This window comes from Cupriavidus sp. 05N39, assembly GCF_056397325.1.
The window spans coordinates 1-16,728 of record NZ_JBFTNE010000135.1; the positions used below are offsets into that span (position 1 = coordinate 1).

The window sequence follows — 16,728 nt, forward strand, 5'->3', positions numbered from 1 at the left end:
CGCTGCTGACGCTGGGCATTCCGCCCAACGCGGTGATGGCGCTGATGGTGGGTGCGATGACCATCCACAACATCCAGCCGGGCCCGCAGGTCATGACCAGCAACCCCGCGCTGTTCTGGGGCCTGATCGCCTCGATGTGGATCGGCAACCTGATGCTGATCATCCTGAACCTGCCGATGATCGGAATTTGGGTGAAGCTGCTGACCGTGCCTTACCGCTTCCTGTATCCGGCCATCCTGGTGTTCTGCGGTATCGGTGTGTACTCGGTCAACAACCAGACCTTCGACGTGTTCATGGCGGCAGGCTTCGGCATCCTCGGCTACCTGTTCCTGAAGCTCAAGTGCGAGCCGGCTCCGTTGCTGCTGGGCTTCGTGCTGGGACCGATGATGGAAGAGAACTTCCGCCGCTCCCTGCTGCTGTCGCGTGGCGAGTTCACCGTGTTCGTGACCCGTCCGCTGTCGATGGGCCTGCTGATCGCCGCTGCCGCACTGGTCGCTGTTGTCGCACTGCCGTCGATCAAGGCGAAGCGCGAAGAGGCGTTCCAGGAAGAGTAGTCATAGAGCCCCACCCGCGCCGGCGTCGTGCCGGCGCACGCAACGCAAGATTTGGGGTGYCTCGGGCACCCCGATTTTTTTGGATAGCGCTCCCGGTGCAAGCCGGGCCGCTCGCACTGAACACGCCCGGCTGCGCTCGCAGTGCCAGGGCTGCGCATGATGATCTGCTCTATCGCACCGCTGTCTGGTGCGTCACAGGCGCCGCATGAGAACTCCAGCACTAGATGGCTTCGTTTCGAAGCTGTACATCCTGAAACTTGTCCAGTCGAGTCCGTCGACAGTAATGACACTGGTCGACCGTTTGCGCGAGCATGGGGTCGAGAAGAATATTCGTTCGCTCAGGCCCATCCTGCGTAGCTTGCTCATCGCACGGGCCATCACGGCGGAGTTGGTGGAAGGCAGTGGCCGGGTCTATTGCATTACGGATAGCGGGCGCGAGGAACTGGATAACTATCTCTCGCACCTGGACGTGCTGCAGAGTGATATCGGGCAGGGGAGTTGAGGTGCGCCCAACCCTCAGCCAGTCTCCCCCGCCTTCCACCTGGCCGGGAACAGCAAGAGACAAACCACAGTACCCCGCCCGGAAGAGTCAATCGACAGCTCGCCGCCGATGGCAGCCGCGCGGCTGCGCATATTGGCCAGGCCATGCCCCTGCACGGCAGCCGCGACATCGAATCCACACCCGTCATCCCGTATCTCGATCAGGATGGCCCCGCCACCGCGGGCCTCTCCCCCGACGCTGCGCGCCACCACCTGCACCACGCCGCTGTCTGCATGCTGCATGACATTGCTAAAGGCTTCCAGCAACAGGTACTGTAGTTCCCGCACTATCTGCGGCGTCAGGCCGGCCGCAGCCGGCAATCGCTCCACCTGCCAGTCCACTCGCAACCTGGCCGCTTCCAGCCTCGCGTGCAACCGATAGCGCAGGTTGCCAAGCACGGCGGCGAGATCGCCGCCAGTGTCCTGCATGGCATCCACCGAGAATTTCAGCGCATCCAATGCATGCTGAAGGTGCTCCTGCAACACCGCGGGCGAGCCCTGCCCGGAGCGCAGCACGCTGAGCGCACCGACCAGCGTGCTGCCCAGTCCGTCGTGCATGTCACGCATGATGCGCCCGCGTTCCCTAAGCGTGGCCTGCTCGCGCTCTACCTCGCGCGAGTGGGCGTAGAGCCTGTGAAGCTCCTGCTCCTTTTGCGCAACCTTGTGGTCAAGGTCACGGTTGAGATCGGCCAGCATGCGGGTGGTGCGCGTGTACCGGTCGACCAGCAGCCATGCCATGGTCAGGCTGAACAGCAGCGAGACATATTTGGTGAGTGCCGTATCCCAGTAGAAGTCGCCGGTGAGCCAGATGCGCACGAAGTCGGCGGCGGTGAGCGCGGTGGCAAGGCCCAGCGCGACGGCGAGCACCACCCGTTCGTGATTGGGACGCCGGAGCGCCGACCATACCAGCGCGCCCGCCACGTAGCAGGCGATCGCCACATTGATGCCCCAGTCCGCCACTTTCAGGTAAGGCAAGCTCAGCACGCTGGCCATCAGCACGATCAGCGGAAACTTGATCCACAGGTAGGCGTTGACCGCCCACCCCGGCCAGCGCGCGCGCACGTCGATGATGATAAAGGCGAACTTGGCCGTCGCTACCATGAAGATCGCCCGGCTGGAAAGCACGATGACCTGCCAGACGCCGCGCGGCAACGGCGTATCGGCGAGGAAGAACTCGGCGAGGCTGATGGCCCAGGCGATCTCCGCGAGCGCGTACAAGCCGAACAGGGGATCGCGCTGGCGCCACCAGATCAGCAGCGAGATGGCGGCCAGCAGCAGGCTGACGGCGGCGATCACCAGCGGACCGATCACGCGGAACCACAAGGCGCCATCGTAGTGGGAACGCACCACGTTGCCGGGGCCGAACTCGATCCTGGACAGGCCGCCGCGTCCATTGGACAGCGCGGCGATGGTGACGACCAGTTCGTTGTCGGCCCGCAGCATGACCTCGGGCACCGGCACGTAGAGGGGACGCTGCCCCGCGTGGATGGCGGGTGCCGACAAGTCGCCGGAGGCTGCCAGCAGCTTGCCGTTCAGGCGCATCTCGAAGCTGTTGGCGGCTCGTGCCAGGTAGAACGCGGGCGTGTCGTGGCCGGTGGGAACGTACTGAAAGGCGAGCCGGTAGGTGGCCGTGCCGTCCCTGCCGGGGAATTCGCGGTCCCAGTAGTGCGGCAGCTTCAACTGCAGCGGGACCGGCCCCGTTACAGCGCCAGGACCGCCGCCGGTCAGGCGGACAATCGCTTCCGCCTGTTCCAGTGCCTGCACCTGCGCGGGCTGTTCGGTTTGCGCATGGCTTGCGCCTCCCACGCCCGCCGCGCAGGCGGCCAGCAGCAGGGCGAACGAGACGATCCATTTGGCGGCGAGCAGGATGCCGGCCGGATGCGCTCCGGGCAGCGGTCTCACAAGGTTTTCAGCAAGCCGAGTTTGTGGGCTTCGAAGACGGCTTCCGTGCGGGAGTTGACAGCAAGCTTGCCGTAGATGTTCTTGATATGCGCCTGTACCGTATGCACGCTGATCGACAGGTGACCGGCGGTTTCCGCATAGGTGTAGCCGCGGGAAATCAGGTCGAGCACCTCGGTTTCGCGGGCCGAAAGCGTCACCTCCGCCCCCTGGGCGCCTGGCGCGTCCGGCGCCGGCAGGCCCGGCGCGCTGGCGCTGCGCAGCCGGGTGATGACCTTGCGCGCGATGACCGGGCTCATTGGCGAGCCGCCCGCGCGCAGCTCCAGCACAGAGGCGCGCAGGTTGTCGTCCGATTCGTCCTTGAGCAGGTAGCCGGTGGCCCCCGCTGCGATGCTGGCCAGCACATTGGCCTCGTCGCCGAACATGGTGATCACCATGCAGTCGCAGCGCGGGTGCAGCCGGCGCGCATGGCGGATGACATCGATGCCGGAGCCGTCCGGCAGCCCGAGATCGCAGAGCAGCACGTCGGGCTCCTGCGTGTCCAGCCATTCGCAGGCGCTGGCGCGCTGCGCGCAGGCCGCCACTACCTGGATGCCGGGCAAGCTGCTGAGGGCACTTTGCAGGCGCGCGCTGGTGGCGGGGTCGTCTTCCACTAGCAGGACACGGATATCGGCTTCCGGGGCCGGAGACTGGTTCTGTGAGCGCATGGTGTGGGCGGAGGCTGGTCTCGACTATGCCGCGGAGCGGGCAGGGCGCGCTACTCCATATTCATGGGATGGCGCCTGGCGGGCTATCGTAGCGCTGGCGCCGGTCGTGGTCAAACCGGCGCGGAGGGCGAAAAGCGGCGGGCGGCAGGGGCGGCGATGCGTGCCGCCCCGCCCGGTCAGGATGTCATCACGACCTGGTTGCGGCCATTGCGCTTGGCTTGGTAGAGACCCGCGTCGGCGATTTCGACGATGCGGCTGAATGGCATATCGGCACCGGGCACCATCGCCGTGCCGCCGATGCTGACCGTCACATACGCACCTACCGGGGAGCCGCTGTGCGGTACCTGCAGGGATTCGATTGCGCGCCTGACCTTCTCGGCAAGCAGCCGCGCGCCGCCGGGCGAGGTGGAGGGCAGGATCATGGCGAACTCCTCGCCGCCAAAACGCGCCGGCAGGTCGGCAGGGCGCGCGCAGTTCTCGCGGATCACGCCCGCCACGCGGCGCAGCACTTCGTCGCCAGCCACGTGACCGTAGGTGTCGTTGTAGGCCTTGAACGAATCCACGTCGATCATCAGCAGCGCCAGCTGGCTTTGCTCGCGGTTGGCGCGTTTCCATTCCGCCCCGAGGTACTCGTCGAAATAGCGCCGGTTGGACAGCCCGGTCAGGCCGTCCGAGTTGGTCAGCCGCTGCAGTTCCAGGTTGGTCTCGAGCAGTTGCTGCTGGCTCTGGCGCAGCGCGCGGTAGGCTTCGTCGCGTTGTTGCAGGTTGAGGTAGGAGCGCGAGTGATAGCGGATGCGCGCCACCAGTTCGATGGTGTCGGGCAGCTTGACGAGGTAATCGTTGGCGCCGGCGGCAAAGGCCGCGCCTTTCATGATCGGCTCTTCCTTGGTGGACAGCACGATGATGGGAATGTCGCGCGTCGCCGGGTTGGCGCGGTATTGCTGCACCAGCGTCAGGCCGTCGATGCCGGGCATTACCAGATCCTGCAGGATCACCGTGGGGCGGGTGCGCTCCGCCACGGCGACGGCTTCGTCGGGCTTGGCGCAATAGTGGAAATCGATGTCCCGCTCGGGTTCGAGTTCGCGCCTTACCGCTTCGCCCACCATGGCCTGGTCGTCCACCAGCAGCACCATGGCCTTGTATTCATCCTGGTGCTGCCTGGTGCTAGGGGCTGTTTCTTTAGACATTATGTTCCTCGTGCTCTCTGGCTGGGAGGCGCCGAAAAGCTGATCGTGGCGCGGCTGTGCTACTGCCTGTACCGCCTGGATTGTTTCGCTGCATGTCCGGCACCTCTGTCCAGCCCGTGGTTACTGATTGTTATTGGTGTTGCACGCCCGTACGATGCGGGCGGCGATCTGCGGCAAAGGCAGGATTTCACTCGCGGCCCCAAGCGCGGCGGCGGCCTTGGGCATTCCATAGACGGCGCTGGTGGCCTGGTCCTGGGCAATGGTCAGGCAGCCGCGCTCGCGCATGGCCTTGAGCCCCAGCGCACCGTCGCGGCCCATGCCGGTGAGCAGCACGCCCACCGCGTCGCCGCGCCAGTGCTGGGCCACGGACTCAAAAAATACATCGATCGACGGCCGGTACAGGTAGTCGCGCGGCTCTTCCGTGTAGATCATGCGAGTGGCGCCGATGAGGCGCAGGTGGTCGTTGGTGCCGGCGAGCAGCACGGTGCCCGGCTGCGGACCCTCGCCCTCGCGGGCCAGCCGCACCGGCAAGTGGCACTGCGCGTCCAGCCAGTCGGCCATGCCGGCCGCGAAGGCCTCGTCCACATGCTGGACCGCGACCACGGCGGCGTTGAATCCGGCCGGCAGGCTGCCCAGCACAGTGGCCAGCGCGGAAGGGCCGCCGGCCGATGCCCCCACTGCCACGAGTCGCTCGGTGCTGGCTTTGCGCATCAGCGGCGCGGCCGCGCGCGAGGGCCCGGTGCGGCCATCGAGCAGCCGGCCGATATTGCGGATCTTGCGCAGCAGCGGGCCGCTGGCCAGCTTCGAATCCGGCTCGGCCAGCGTGGGCGTATCGACCGCGTCGACCGCACCGTGGCCCATGGCGTCGAACACCTGGCTGGCGTTGCGGCCGAGGTCCATGGTCACCACCACGATGGCGCACGGCGTGGCGGCCATGATGCGGCGGGTTGCCTCGACGCCGTCCATGACCGGCATCAGCAGGTCCATCAGGATCAGGTCGGGCGTGCGCGCGGCGGCCATGCGCACGGCGCTTTCGCCATCCTCGGCCACCCATGCCACCTCCAGCGAAGGGTCGAGCGCGATGACGCGCAGCAGGGCGGCCACGGCCAGCCGGGAGTCGTTGACGATGCCGATCTTCATGCGCGTGCGTCTCCAATCAGGTCTTGGACGGCATCGAGCAGCGCGGCGTCCTGGAAGCTGCCCTTGGCCAGATAGTAGTCGGCTCCGGCCTCCAGGCCGCGCTGGCGATCCTGCTCCCGGTCCTTGTATGACACCACCATCACCGGCACTTGCTGCAGGCGGGCGTCGCGCTTGATGCGGCTGACCAGTTCGATGCCGTCCATGCGTGGCATATCGATGTCGGTAATGACCAGGTCAAAGGATTCGGCGCGCAGCACGTTCCAGGCATCCATGCCGTCCACCGCGACCGCGACTTCGTAGCCGCGGTTGGAGAGCAGTTTACGCTCAAGCTCGCGCACCGTAAGCGAATCGTCCACCACCAGCACGCGCTTGCGCCGGACCGGCGCCGCCTCGGTACTGCCACGGCGGATGCGGTCGATCTTGCCTTCCGACAGCAGCTTTTCCACTGAGCGGACCATGTCCTCCACATCGAAGATCAGCACCGGCGTGCCATCCTCGGTGAGGCTGCCSGCSGCGATGTCCTTGATCTTGCCCAAGGTCGCCACCAGGGGTTGCACCACCAGGATGCGCTCGCCCAGCAGCCGGTCCACCGCCACCCCGTAGGTGCGCTCCTGGTCGCCCAGGACCACCACCGGCACCGTCTCCTCGTCGCGGCGGGCTTCCGCTTGCTGCAGGACCTGGGCCGCGCTTACCAGCCCCACCTGGCGGCCGCCGAAGCGGAAGTGCTGGCGGTTCTCCAGTTGCTCGATGTCGCCGCGCTCCAGGTGGATGGCCTGCATGACGTAAGCCAGCGGGAAGGCGTAGGCCTCGCCGGATACCTCGACCAGCAACGCGCGCACCACCGACAAGGTGAGCGGCAACTCCAGGTGGAACTGCATGCCGTGTCCGCTCTGCTGCGTCAGGCGGATGCTGCCGCGCACCTGGCGGAGCATGTCCTGCACGGCATCGAGCCCGACGCCGCGCCCCGACACTTCGCTGACGGTCTCGCGCATGCTGAAGCCGGGCAGCAGCAGGAAGTCGAGCAGTTCCGCCTGCGACAGCCTGGCCACGGTGTCCTCGGGCACCAGGTTGCGCCGGACGATGGCGCGGCGCAGGGCATCGAGGTCCACGCCGGCGCCGTCGTCGGCGATCACGATCGCCAGCCGGCCGGCGTTGTGGCGCGCGTTCAGCGTGATGCGGCCTTCGGCCGGCTTGCCGGCGGCCAGGCGCGCTTCCGGCGTTTCGATGCCGTGGTCTACCGCATTGCGCAGCAGGTGGGCCAGCGGCGCCTCGAGCTGCTCCAGGATGTCGCGGTCGACCTTGGTGCTCTCGCCGACCAGTTCGAGGTGAACCGCCTTGCCCAGCGAGCGCCCCAGGTCGCGCACCATGCGCGAGTAACCGGTAAGGCCGTCGGCCAGGGGCCGCATGCGGCTGGCCAGCGCCCGGTCGTAGATCTGGTGCGCGAGCCGGCCGGTGCGGTGGTCGTACTGCTCCAGTTCCGTGATCCGTTGCGACAACTGCTGGTGGCCCTCGCCGAGCAAGCGCTGCGCTTCGGCCAGCGAGGCCCGGGCGAGGGCGTCCGCCGGACTGGCCGCGAGCGCCACCTGCAGCGCATCGAGCGCCTGCAGCGCGCGCATCTGCAGCCGCCGGGTCTGCTGCAGCGCGTTGCCGAAGGGCTTGAGCCAGTGCGTTTCCACCATCGCCGCGCCCGACAGCGCGAGCAACTGGTCGAGCGTATCGGCGCTGACGCGCAGCATGCGCTCCTGGGCATCCGGCAGGCCGGAGGGCTGCGTGGCTGGCCCTGCGGCCTTGGTGCCCGCGACCGCGTCGGGCGCCGGGCCCTCGGGCCGCGCCGCGCTCACGGGCGTAGTGCTTGCGGCTTGCGACTCGGCTAGTGGTTCGGCCAGCGCCTCGCTCCCCGGCGCGAGGCGCTGCGCGGCATGACCTGCCGCCCAGGCGTCGGCGTCGACTTCCTCGCCGGCGAGCAGCGCGCCCATCCGCAGCACCAGGGCATCGATCTCGGCCTTGCCGGCCTGGTCGGCCCATAGGGGATCGCCGCCCGGCGGGCAGCCCAGCCGCAGCAGCAGGTCGGTACCGTGGAGCAGGGCGTCGATATGCACCGGCCGCAGCCGCAGTTCGCCGTGCTGGGCCGCCACCAGGCAGTCTTCCATCACGTGGGCCACGCGCACGCCGCCATCCAGGCCGACGATGCGCGCGGCGCCCTTGAGCGAATGGGCCGCGCGCATGCAGGCCTCGAGCTGGTCGGCCGCGGTGGGGTCGCGCTCCAGCGACAGCAGGCCGGCATTGAGGACCTCGGCCTGCGATTGCGCCTCCAGCGCGAACAGCTCCAGCAGGGAGGCGTCGCGCAACTGGTCGGGGTTCATGCCAGGCTCCGCTTCAGGGCTTGTTGCAGCAGGGCCGGGTCGAGCAGGCCGACGCTGCGCCCGCCGCTCTTGAGCAAGGCCCGGGTGTAATGCGCCGAGGCGCGCGACAAGGTAGTTGGCAGTGGCTGCAGGGCTGCCTCCGCGATCCGCTCGATGCCGGTGACTTCGTCCACCGGCAGCGCGATGGCGGTGCGGCCCTGGCCCAGGACCAGCAGCCGGGCGCCGTGCCCGGCGCCACCCTTGGCATCGGCGGCGGCGTTGGACGCGGCGCCGGCGGCCGGGTCCTGGCCGAGCAGTTTCGCCAGCGAGATGCACGCCAGCAGGTTGCCGCGCACGCTGGCCAGTCCCAGCACCGCGGCGTGGTGGCGGTGCGGCAGCGAATGCACGGGGCAGGGTGCGGTGACCATTGCCAGCGCGGCCGCCGGCAGCGCCAGCCACTCGTCGCCGATGCGGAACACCAGGCAGGACAGGGTGGGGCCGCGCGCAGCGGTCTCGGCCTGGACGGCGCTGTCGGCGGGCAGGCTCACTTCGCCGGTAGGCAGGTTGTCGAGCAGCGTGAGCGCCGCGCGCGAGTAGGTCGGGCAATTGCGGCAATGGATGTGCGTGGCCAGCAGCGGGCAACTGCCGTTTCCGAGCACGCCGATGCGGCGCCAGCAGTCATCCACGGCGACAGTCGTCACGCCGGGCGGGAGGCCATGCTCGGCCGGGGGAAGCGATGYGGGCTCAGGCATGATGGGTCGGGGTCTTGCGTTGTGCGCGATGTCGCAGGCGAGCCGCTGCCGCGCCGTCGCCTTCCGCTTCCAGGATGGCAGCCATATGGTAGAGCGCCTCCTGGTGAGCCGGGTCGAGGTAAAGCGCGCGGCGATAGGCCTCGCGCGCGTCGGCCGGCCGGCCGGTGGCATCGTGGAGCACGCCCAGCAGGCAATAGGCGGCGGCCGACGGGCCCTGCGCTTCCAGGTGCGCCAGGCAGGCCGCCACCGCGGCGGCGAGGTCGCCGCGATCGGCAAGCCGGGAGATCCTGGCCAGCGCATCGGCGCCGGCATTGGCCGGGGCGGCCGCTTTGCCGGCGGCCGGGGCCGGCGCCGGTGCGGCGGAGGGGGGCGGTATCGCCGTGGGCCGTGCCTGCCCGCGCGGGGCCAGAGGCCTGGCGGGCACGGCCGTACGCGCCGGCCACGACAACGGCGGCGGGGCGGCCCGGACCGGATCGGACAGCTGGGCCAGGTAATCCGGCACGGCAAGGTTGCCCGGGGCCTGTGCATGTGCGCTGCGCCGGGTAAAGGCAAAGGCGAGCGGCACGCCCGCCGAGACAAAGCCGTGCCGCGTCAGCAGGCTGGCTTCGGCCGGGCCGACGAAAATCATGGCGTCCGGCCGGCTTAGCCGTTCCAGCACCTTGAGCGAACGCCGCTGCGTGGGTTGGTCGAAATAGATCAGCAGGTTGCGGCAGAACACAAAGTGATAGGGGGCCTCATTGGCCATCAGGACCGGATCGAGCAGGTTGCCGCGCAGCAGGCGCACCTTGGCGCGCACGCTGGCCTTGAGGGTGTAGCCGCCCGCGCTGGCGGTGAAATGCCGGTCGCGGAAATCCAGCGGGCCGCCCCGGAAGGAGTTGCTGCCGTATTGCCCGATGCGGGCGCGCTCCAGCGAGCGCGCGCTGATGTCCACGGCATCGACCTGGAAGCGCTGCTCCGGCACGCCGGCATCGAGCAGCGCCATGACGATCGAATACGGCTCTTCGCCGGTCGAACAGGGCACGCTGAGAATGCGCAACGGCCCGGCATCCTCGTGTTCGCCAGCGCTTCCGAATACGCGCATGGCGGCAAAGCGGGCGAGCGCCAGCAGCGCCTCCCGATGGCGGAAGAACCAGGTCTCGGGCACCACCACGGCTTCGATCAGCGCCTGCAGTTCGTCCGGCTGCACGTGCAGCAGGTTCCAGTAGGCGTGGTGATCCGGCGCCGCGGCCGCGGCCAGGCGCTCGCGCACCGCGCGCTCGATCATGCCCGGCCCCACGGTGGCGGCGTCCAGGCCGATGCGCTCCTTGAGCAAGGCCTCGATATGGGCGGCGGTGGTCATGGCCCTGGCGCGGCAGGCTCAGCTGCCGGCAAGTCGGGAAACAGGCGCGCGCGCACCGGGTCGGACAGCAGGGCATCGACCTTGATCCACTGCACCATCCCCTGGCTGCCGTTGCGCACGGGCCCCAGGTAGCGCGCCGGAGCGGGGTCCACGCCGCTGTCGACAAATTCGGCGGGATCGCAGCGCAGCGTCTCGGTGGCGTACTCCAGACGCAGCCCGAGCAGGCGCGCCGGCGCATCGGCTTGCCGGCGGTAGTGCACCAGTACGGTGCGCGTGCTGGTCCGCCTGGCGACCGGCGTGCCGGTGGCCAGCGCGTTGACGTCGATCACCGGCACCACCTCGCCACCGCGCGCCAGCAGCCCGCTGACCCAGGGCGGCGCCTCGGGCAGCTGCTTGAGGGTGGTCAGCGGCAGCACTTCGGCGATCTCGTTCGCGTCCAGTGCGTAGTGGTCCGGCCCGATGCGAAAGAGCAGGAAGAGTTTCATGGCGTGTTGCCGGCGCCCGGCGCGCTCATACCTTGAAGCGCGACACGCCGGTACGCAGGTCGTTGGCAACCAGCGTCAGCTCGTCGATCGCCTGGCTGGACTGGCGCAGCGATTCCACGGTCTGCTGGGCCGCTTCGGACAACTGCATCAGGGCCTGGTTGATCTGCTCGGCGCCGCCGGCCTGGGCCTGCATGCCTTCGTTGACCATCTGCACCCGCGGTGCCAGCGACTGCACCTGGCCGATGATCTGGGAGAGCTGGTCGCCGACCTGCGTCACCTCGGACATGCCGCGCCGCACTTCTTCGGAGAACTTGTCCATGCCCATGACACCGGCAGCCACGGCGGACTGGATCTCGCGCACCATCTGCTCGATATCGTAGGTGGCTACCGCGGTCTGGTCGGCCAGGCGGCGGATTTCGGTGGCGACCACGGAGAAGCCGCGGCCGTAGTCGCCGGCCTTCTCGGCTTCGATGGCGGCATTGAGCGACAGCAGGTTGGTCTGGTCCGCSACCTTGRCGATGGTGGTGACCACCTGGTTGATATTGCCCGCCTTCTCGTTCAGGGTGRCCAGCTTGGCGTTGACGGAGCCGGCGGCTTCCATGACATGGTGCATGGTGGCCTCCATGCGCGACAGGCTGACCTGGCCCGTGCCGGCCAGGCCGGCGGTCTGCTCGGCGGCGCCGGAGACCTCGGTCATGGTGCGTACCAGGTCGCGCGAGGTGGCGGAGATCTCCCGCGAGGTGGCGCCGATCTCGGTGGTGGTGGCGGCGGTCTCCGTGGCGGTGGCCTGCTGCTGGCGTGCGGTGGCGGCGATCTCGTTGACGGAAGTGGTCACCTGGATGGCCGAGCGCTGGGCCTGTCCGACCAGCCCGGTAAGATCGCCGGTCATCTGGTTGAAGCCCTGCTCCACCTCGAGGAATTCGTCCTTGCGATTGAGCGACAGGCGCTGGCGCAAGTCGCCGCCCCGCATATTGGTGAGCAGATCGACGATCGAGCGCATCGGCACGGTGATGGAACGGAACAACAGGTAGCCGGCTACCAGCGACTCCAGCAAGGCGGCAATCAGCGAGACCTCTATGCTGATCTTGGCGGTCTCGACCGCGTGGTTGATGCTGGTGGCGCCTTCGCTGGCTACCTTGTTGTTGTCGTCCAACAGTGTTTGCAGGGTAGTCCGGCCTTCGTCCCAGATGGCATGGATCGGGCCGCGCAGCCGGCTTTCCATGGCGCCGGCCTCGGCGCCGCCTGCCGCGAAGATCACCGAACTGGCTTCGTCATAGCCGCGGCGGATCTCCTTGTACTTCTCGAAGCGCTGGCGGTCTTCGGGGCGCCGGATCGAGTCGGCGTATTTCTCTTCCAGGGCGTCCAGCCGCTTGCGCAATGCCACGTTGCTCTCGGCGTACTGGCGCCGCTCCGTGTCATTGGCCGCTGTGATGCTCTGCCAGGCCAGGACATAGGCTTCGCCCCAGGCACCACGCATGGCGGTGCTGTAGTAGAGTCCCGGCAGGGCATCGTCGCGCAGCGCGGTGGCATTGGTTTCGATGGCCGACTGGCGGTCGTAGGCGATCACCGCCGTGAGTAAAATGACCGCCAGGATAAAGGCGAAACTTACCAGGATGCGCGTGCGGATGGTCCAGAGGGTCACGATGCGTTTTCCCATTGCTTTTCTTGTAGTAGGGGGAGCGGGCGGCCGGGCGCGGTGAAAATGGCGCGCGGACGCGGGTTAGAAGGCTGGGCGGAGCACCAGGGGTGCGTTATAGCGGGGTAGGGTACTGTAAGGCTTCTGCCATTTCAATGGCGCCCGCGGAAGGGAACGTCAAGGGTAATGGTATTTGTCCGGTCGCAACATATCGCCATATTATGGTTTGACGCGGCTTGATTTTTTCCTGGTTTTMGTCACACTTGCCAAATAGWCAGATCGGACCGATGTCGATAATCACRAACAGGGCAGGCATGGTGGCCAGGTCAGAGGCGAGGGCCGGCGCGCCGTCGAACGCGGACCTCGATCCGTTGACCGGCGTAGCGTCGCGCCAGGCATTCTTGAACACGCTGGAAGGCCGCCTGCGCTCGGAGGCCACCCCGCGCTGTTCGCTATTGCTGCTCGGCATCGACGATTTCCGTGCTTTCAACGATATGCACGGCCATGCCGAGGGCGATGAAATCCTGCGCCGCGTGGCACGCCGCCTGCGCGACGCCTCGCCGCGCGACGCCATCCTGGGGCGGATCGGCGGCGACGAGTTCGCCGTATTGCTCCCCTCCATCGCGGATCCCACCCTGGTGCGCCATGTCAGCGCGGCCATCCTTTCGCTCCAGTCGGAGCCCCACGAATACGGCAACCGGCGCCACCATGTGCTGGCCAGCCTGGGCGCGTGCGTGATGCCGGCCGGCGGGGACAACGCCTCGGATGCGCTGGCATCGGCCAGCCTGGCGCTGGGCCGGGCCAAGCGCGACGGCGGCCGCACCATCCGCTTCTTCAAGCCGCAGATGCGCACCGACGTGACCACCCGCCTGTCGCTGGTGCAAGCCTTGCGCGATGCCTACGCGCAACGCCAGTTCGAACTCCTGTACCAGCCGCAGATCGACCTGCGCGATGGCCGCGTGGTGGGCGCCGAGGCGCTGATGCGCTGGCGCCATCCCACCCAGGGCCTGCTGACGCCGGCCAGCTTCATCGATGCGCTGGCGGCCAGCAGCGTGGCGGCGGACGTTGGCGTCTGGCTGCTGCACACCGCCTGCGCCCAGGCGCGCATGTGGTCGCTGGGGTTTCCCGATGCGCCGCGCGTCGCCATCAACCTGTTTGCGGCGCAACTCAGCGAGAGCCGCCTGCTGACCGAAGTCCGCCACGTGCTGCGCGAGCTGGCCCTGGCGCCCGAGCGGCTCGAGCTGGAAATCACCGAGACCATCGCCCTGCAGCAGGGCGACGAGTTCTCCGGGCAGTTGCAGACCTTGCGCCGGGATGGCGTGACCCTGACCTGCGACGATTTCGGCACCGGCTACGCCTCGCTCAGTTTCCTCAAGTCATTTCCGGTCGACCGCATCAAGATCGACCAGTCGTTTATCCGCAATGTCACCGAGAGCCCAGTCGACGCCGCCATCGTGCGCGCCATGGTGAACGTGGGCGGCAGCCTGGGCATCGGGGTGGTGGCCGAAGGCGTGGAAACCGTCGAGCAGCGGGATTTCCTTGCCGCGAACGGTTGCCATGAGGTGCAGGGCTACCTGTACGGCCGGCCTATGTCCCCCGACAAATTTACCGAATTCCTGCGGCAGTCGGCTCGCTGAGCCGGGCGGGCCGGGCCCGCGCCAGCATCGCTGCTCCGCCTTTTCCCCGTTGATACCATGTGCCGGCTGCCCTGCACGGCCGCGCTTCCCGCCTGGAAATTTGTTTCCGGCTTTGTCCCGTTTCGTCCCGTTTCGTCCCGCCAGCCCTGGCAGCCCGACGTGGCGGGGCCCGTGGCGGGCGGCGCGCAGGCAAGCTATGCCTCTCCCGCCTGTCCAGGACAGGGAAATATGTGCTTACAAAGTCAAGTCGGCTAGTCCGGCAGCCTGGCGTTAAGCGAAGTATGGTGATAGCAGGGTGGCAGGTGTTGGCCCGCGCGCCCATTCTTACCAAGAGGTATCCCATGTTTTCCGACCGCAGGCCTGGCGCCCGCACGCGCGCCCTGCTCCTGGCCGCCAGTCTCGTTTTCATCACTTGGCAACTGCCGGCGCTGGCGCAGTCCGCCGATCCTTCCGAGCGCATCGCCACCATCACTGATGCCGCTGGCAACCTGAGCTTTGCCCCGGCGGGTTCCGACGACTGGGCGCAGGCAGGCCTGAACCGGCCCATTACCACCGGCGACCGCCTTTGGGTCGATAACGGCGGCCAGGCCGAATTGCACGCCGGTTCCACGGCGATCCGGCTGGGCAGCGGCACCGCCGTGACCGTGCTCAACCTCGACGACAGCGCCACGCAGGTCAAGCTGACCCAGGGCACGCTGCAATTGCGCGTACGCGCGCTGCCGCCCGACCAGCCGGTCGAGATCGACACGCCCAACGTGGCTTTCGTGCCGGCCGAGCCCGGCGATTACCGCCTCGACGTGGCGCCTGACGGCAGCAACACGGTGGTCACCATGCACCACGGCTCCGCCGTGGTGTACGGCGACAACCGCTCGCGGCAAATGCGGCGCGGCGAGCAGATCCGCTTTGCCGGCACCGACCTGGCCGAGGCTGGCAGCGCCACCAATCCTCCCCTGGACGGCTTCGACCGCTGGACCATGGCGCGCGATGCGCGCGAGGACAGTTCGCCGTCGGCTCGTTACGTCGCGCCTGAAATGACTGGCTATGCCGCGCTGGACGACTATGGCGACTGGCAGGAAGACCCCGGCTATGGCGCGGTCTGGTTCCCCCGCGTGGTGGCGGCGGGCTGGGCACCTTACAGCACGGGCTACTGGGCCTGGGTGGCACCGTGGGGGTGGAGCTGGTGCGACGATGCGCCTTGGGGCTTCGCCCCGTCCCACTACGGCCGCTGGGCCCGCATCGGCAACCGTTGGGGCTGGATGCCGGGCCCGCGGTCGGTACGGCCGGTCTACGCCCCAGCGGTGGTGGGCTTTATCGGCGAGGGCCACGGGCACGGACGTGGCCCGGGCGTAGCGTGGTACCCGCTGGGACCGCACGAGGCTTATCGCCCGGTCTATGGCGCCAGCCCGGCGTATCTCAGCCGCATCAACCGCTTCGCTGGCAACAACGAGGCGTTCAATCGCCATGGCGGGAATGCCTTCATCAACCGGAATGTGCCGGGGGCGATTACAGACATGCCGTCGCGCGCTTTTGTACAGGGCCAGCGCGTGCCGCCCGGCGCGCGCGGCGTGGCATGGCGCAACCTGCCCCAGGGCGAGGCCAACGGCACGCCGCCGCTGGCGCCCGTCAAGGGCAGCCTGCATGGCGCGGCCCCCGCGCGCCCGGCGCCGCCGGAAGCCGCGCAAAGCTTCGGGCGCCCGGCCATCGCGGCCCGCGTGCCGGGCCGCCCGGCCAGCGATGAGCTGGCCCAGCGCTTTGCCCGCGCCGGCGGCACCGTGCCCGGCGCCGGGCCGGCATGGCGTGGCGCCGGCAATGCGCCAGGCGGGAACCCGGCGGCTTCCGCGCCCGTCAGGTTGAGCCAGGCTGCGCCTGGCTACCATGGCCGCAACGGGGCAGGCCAGATGCCCGGAACGCCGGGCGCTCCCGGCGGCGGGAATCCTGGCATGCCGGCCTTCGGCCCACAACGCGCCGACGGTGGCGCCCGCCCGCCCGCGCCGCAGGGCCTGATCGGGACCGAGCATGGCGGCCAGCCACCCGTGCAGGGCGGCGATCCGCGCGTGCGCGGCTGGACCACGCGTCCGGACCAGGCGCGCGGCTTGCCGCCGCAAGGGGGCCAGCCAGGTTCGCAACTTCAGCAGGCCCAGCAGTTCCAGCAACGCCAGGCCGAGCAACGGGCCGCCGCGCAGCAGAATGGCCGTACCCTGCAGACCGATCCGCAGGGGCTGGGCCGCCAGCAGCAAGAGCGGCAGATGGGAGACCAGCAACGGGCGCAGCAGGCGATGCAACAGCAGCAGGAGATGCAGCGCCAGCAGCAGCAACGGCAGATAGGGGACCAGCAGCGAGGGCAGCAAGCGGTGCAACAGCAACAGGAAATGCAGCGCCAGCAGCAAGAGCGGCAGATGGGAGACCAGCAGCGGGCGCAGCAGGCGATGCAACAGCAGCAGGAGATGCAGCGCCAGCAGCAGCAACGGCAGATAGGGGACCAGCAGCGAGGGCAGCAAGCGGTGCAACAG

At 68.4% G+C, this 16,728-nt stretch carries 13 protein-coding genes; 4 read left to right on the forward strand and 9 right to left on the reverse strand.

The window, feature by feature from the left end; all coding sequences use genetic code 11:
• A partial coding sequence (locus tag AC1DN0_RS36595) for a tripartite tricarboxylate transporter permease (protein ID WP_441637134.1) occupies positions 1-554 on the forward strand: 554 nt, incomplete at its 5' end.
• A gap of 205 nt (positions 555-759) precedes the next feature.
• Positions 760-1,056: a helix-turn-helix transcriptional regulator gene (locus tag AC1DN0_RS36600; protein ID WP_045236288.1), complete on the forward strand. Its 297-nt coding sequence runs from the start codon at positions 760-762 to the stop codon at positions 1,054-1,056.
• Positions 1,057-1,070: 14 nt separating this feature from the next.
• Here AC1DN0_RS36600 and AC1DN0_RS36605 read toward each other — a convergent pair whose 3' ends face one another.
• The 9 genes from AC1DN0_RS36605 to AC1DN0_RS36645 all read right to left on the reverse strand — a co-directional run bounded on the left by AC1DN0_RS36605 (position 1,071) and on the right by AC1DN0_RS36645 (position 12,602).
• Entirely contained in the window at positions 1,071-2,996 is a 1,926-nt protein-coding gene (locus AC1DN0_RS36605) for a sensor histidine kinase (protein WP_441637136.1), read from the reverse strand.
• Positions 2,993-3,700, reverse strand: a complete 708-nt coding sequence (locus AC1DN0_RS36610; protein ID WP_441637138.1) for a response regulator transcription factor — start codon at positions 3,698-3,700, stop codon at positions 2,993-2,995. Before AC1DN0_RS36610 ends, AC1DN0_RS36605 begins: the two co-directional genes overlap by 4 nt.
• A gap of 176 nt (positions 3,701-3,876) precedes the next feature.
• Positions 3,877-4,887 (reverse strand): diguanylate cyclase, encoded by a 1,011-nt coding sequence (locus AC1DN0_RS36615; protein ID WP_441637140.1) that lies wholly within the window; start codon positions 4,885-4,887, stop codon positions 3,877-3,879.
• Between the two features lie 120 nt (positions 4,888-5,007).
• Positions 5,008-6,027: a chemotaxis response regulator protein-glutamate methylesterase gene (gene cheB, locus AC1DN0_RS36620; protein ID WP_441637142.1), complete on the reverse strand. Its 1,020-nt coding sequence runs from the start codon at positions 6,025-6,027 to the stop codon at positions 5,008-5,010.
• Positions 6,024-8,390 (reverse strand): hybrid sensor histidine kinase/response regulator, encoded by a 2,367-nt coding sequence (locus tag AC1DN0_RS36625; RefSeq protein WP_441637144.1) that lies wholly within the window; start codon positions 8,388-8,390, stop codon positions 6,024-6,026. Before AC1DN0_RS36625 ends, cheB begins: the two co-directional genes overlap by 4 nt.
• Positions 8,387-9,121, reverse strand: coding sequence for a chemotaxis protein CheW (locus AC1DN0_RS36630; RefSeq protein ID WP_477146427.1), 735 nt, complete (start codon positions 9,119-9,121; stop codon positions 8,387-8,389). The genes AC1DN0_RS36625 and AC1DN0_RS36630 overlap by 4 nt, the downstream gene beginning before the upstream one ends.
• Positions 9,114-10,460, reverse strand: coding sequence for a CheR family methyltransferase (locus AC1DN0_RS36635; RefSeq protein ID WP_477111303.1), 1,347 nt, complete (start codon positions 10,458-10,460; stop codon positions 9,114-9,116). Before AC1DN0_RS36635 ends, AC1DN0_RS36630 begins: the two co-directional genes overlap by 8 nt.
• Complete coding sequence (locus AC1DN0_RS36640) at positions 10,457-10,945, reverse strand: chemotaxis protein CheW (RefSeq protein WP_441637395.1); 489 nt, start codon at positions 10,943-10,945, stop codon at positions 10,457-10,459. Before AC1DN0_RS36640 ends, AC1DN0_RS36635 begins: the two co-directional genes overlap by 4 nt.
• A 25-nt stretch (positions 10,946-10,970) precedes the next feature.
• On the reverse strand, positions 10,971-12,602 hold the full coding sequence (locus tag AC1DN0_RS36645) for a methyl-accepting chemotaxis protein (protein ID WP_477146428.1): 1,632 nt from the start codon (positions 12,600-12,602) through the stop codon (positions 10,971-10,973).
• A 293-nt stretch (positions 12,603-12,895) separates the two neighbouring features.
• Between AC1DN0_RS36645 and AC1DN0_RS36650 the strand changes: the two genes are divergently transcribed.
• Both AC1DN0_RS36650 and AC1DN0_RS36655 read left to right on the forward strand, forming a co-directional pair.
• Complete coding sequence (locus tag AC1DN0_RS36650; RefSeq protein ID WP_045236297.1) at positions 12,896-14,218, forward strand: putative bifunctional diguanylate cyclase/phosphodiesterase; 1,323 nt, start codon at positions 12,896-12,898, stop codon at positions 14,216-14,218.
• A gap of 341 nt (positions 14,219-14,559) precedes the next feature.
• Positions 14,560-16,728: DUF6600 domain-containing protein (locus AC1DN0_RS36655; protein ID WP_477146429.1), on the forward strand; the 2,169-nt coding region annotated here is incomplete at its 3' end.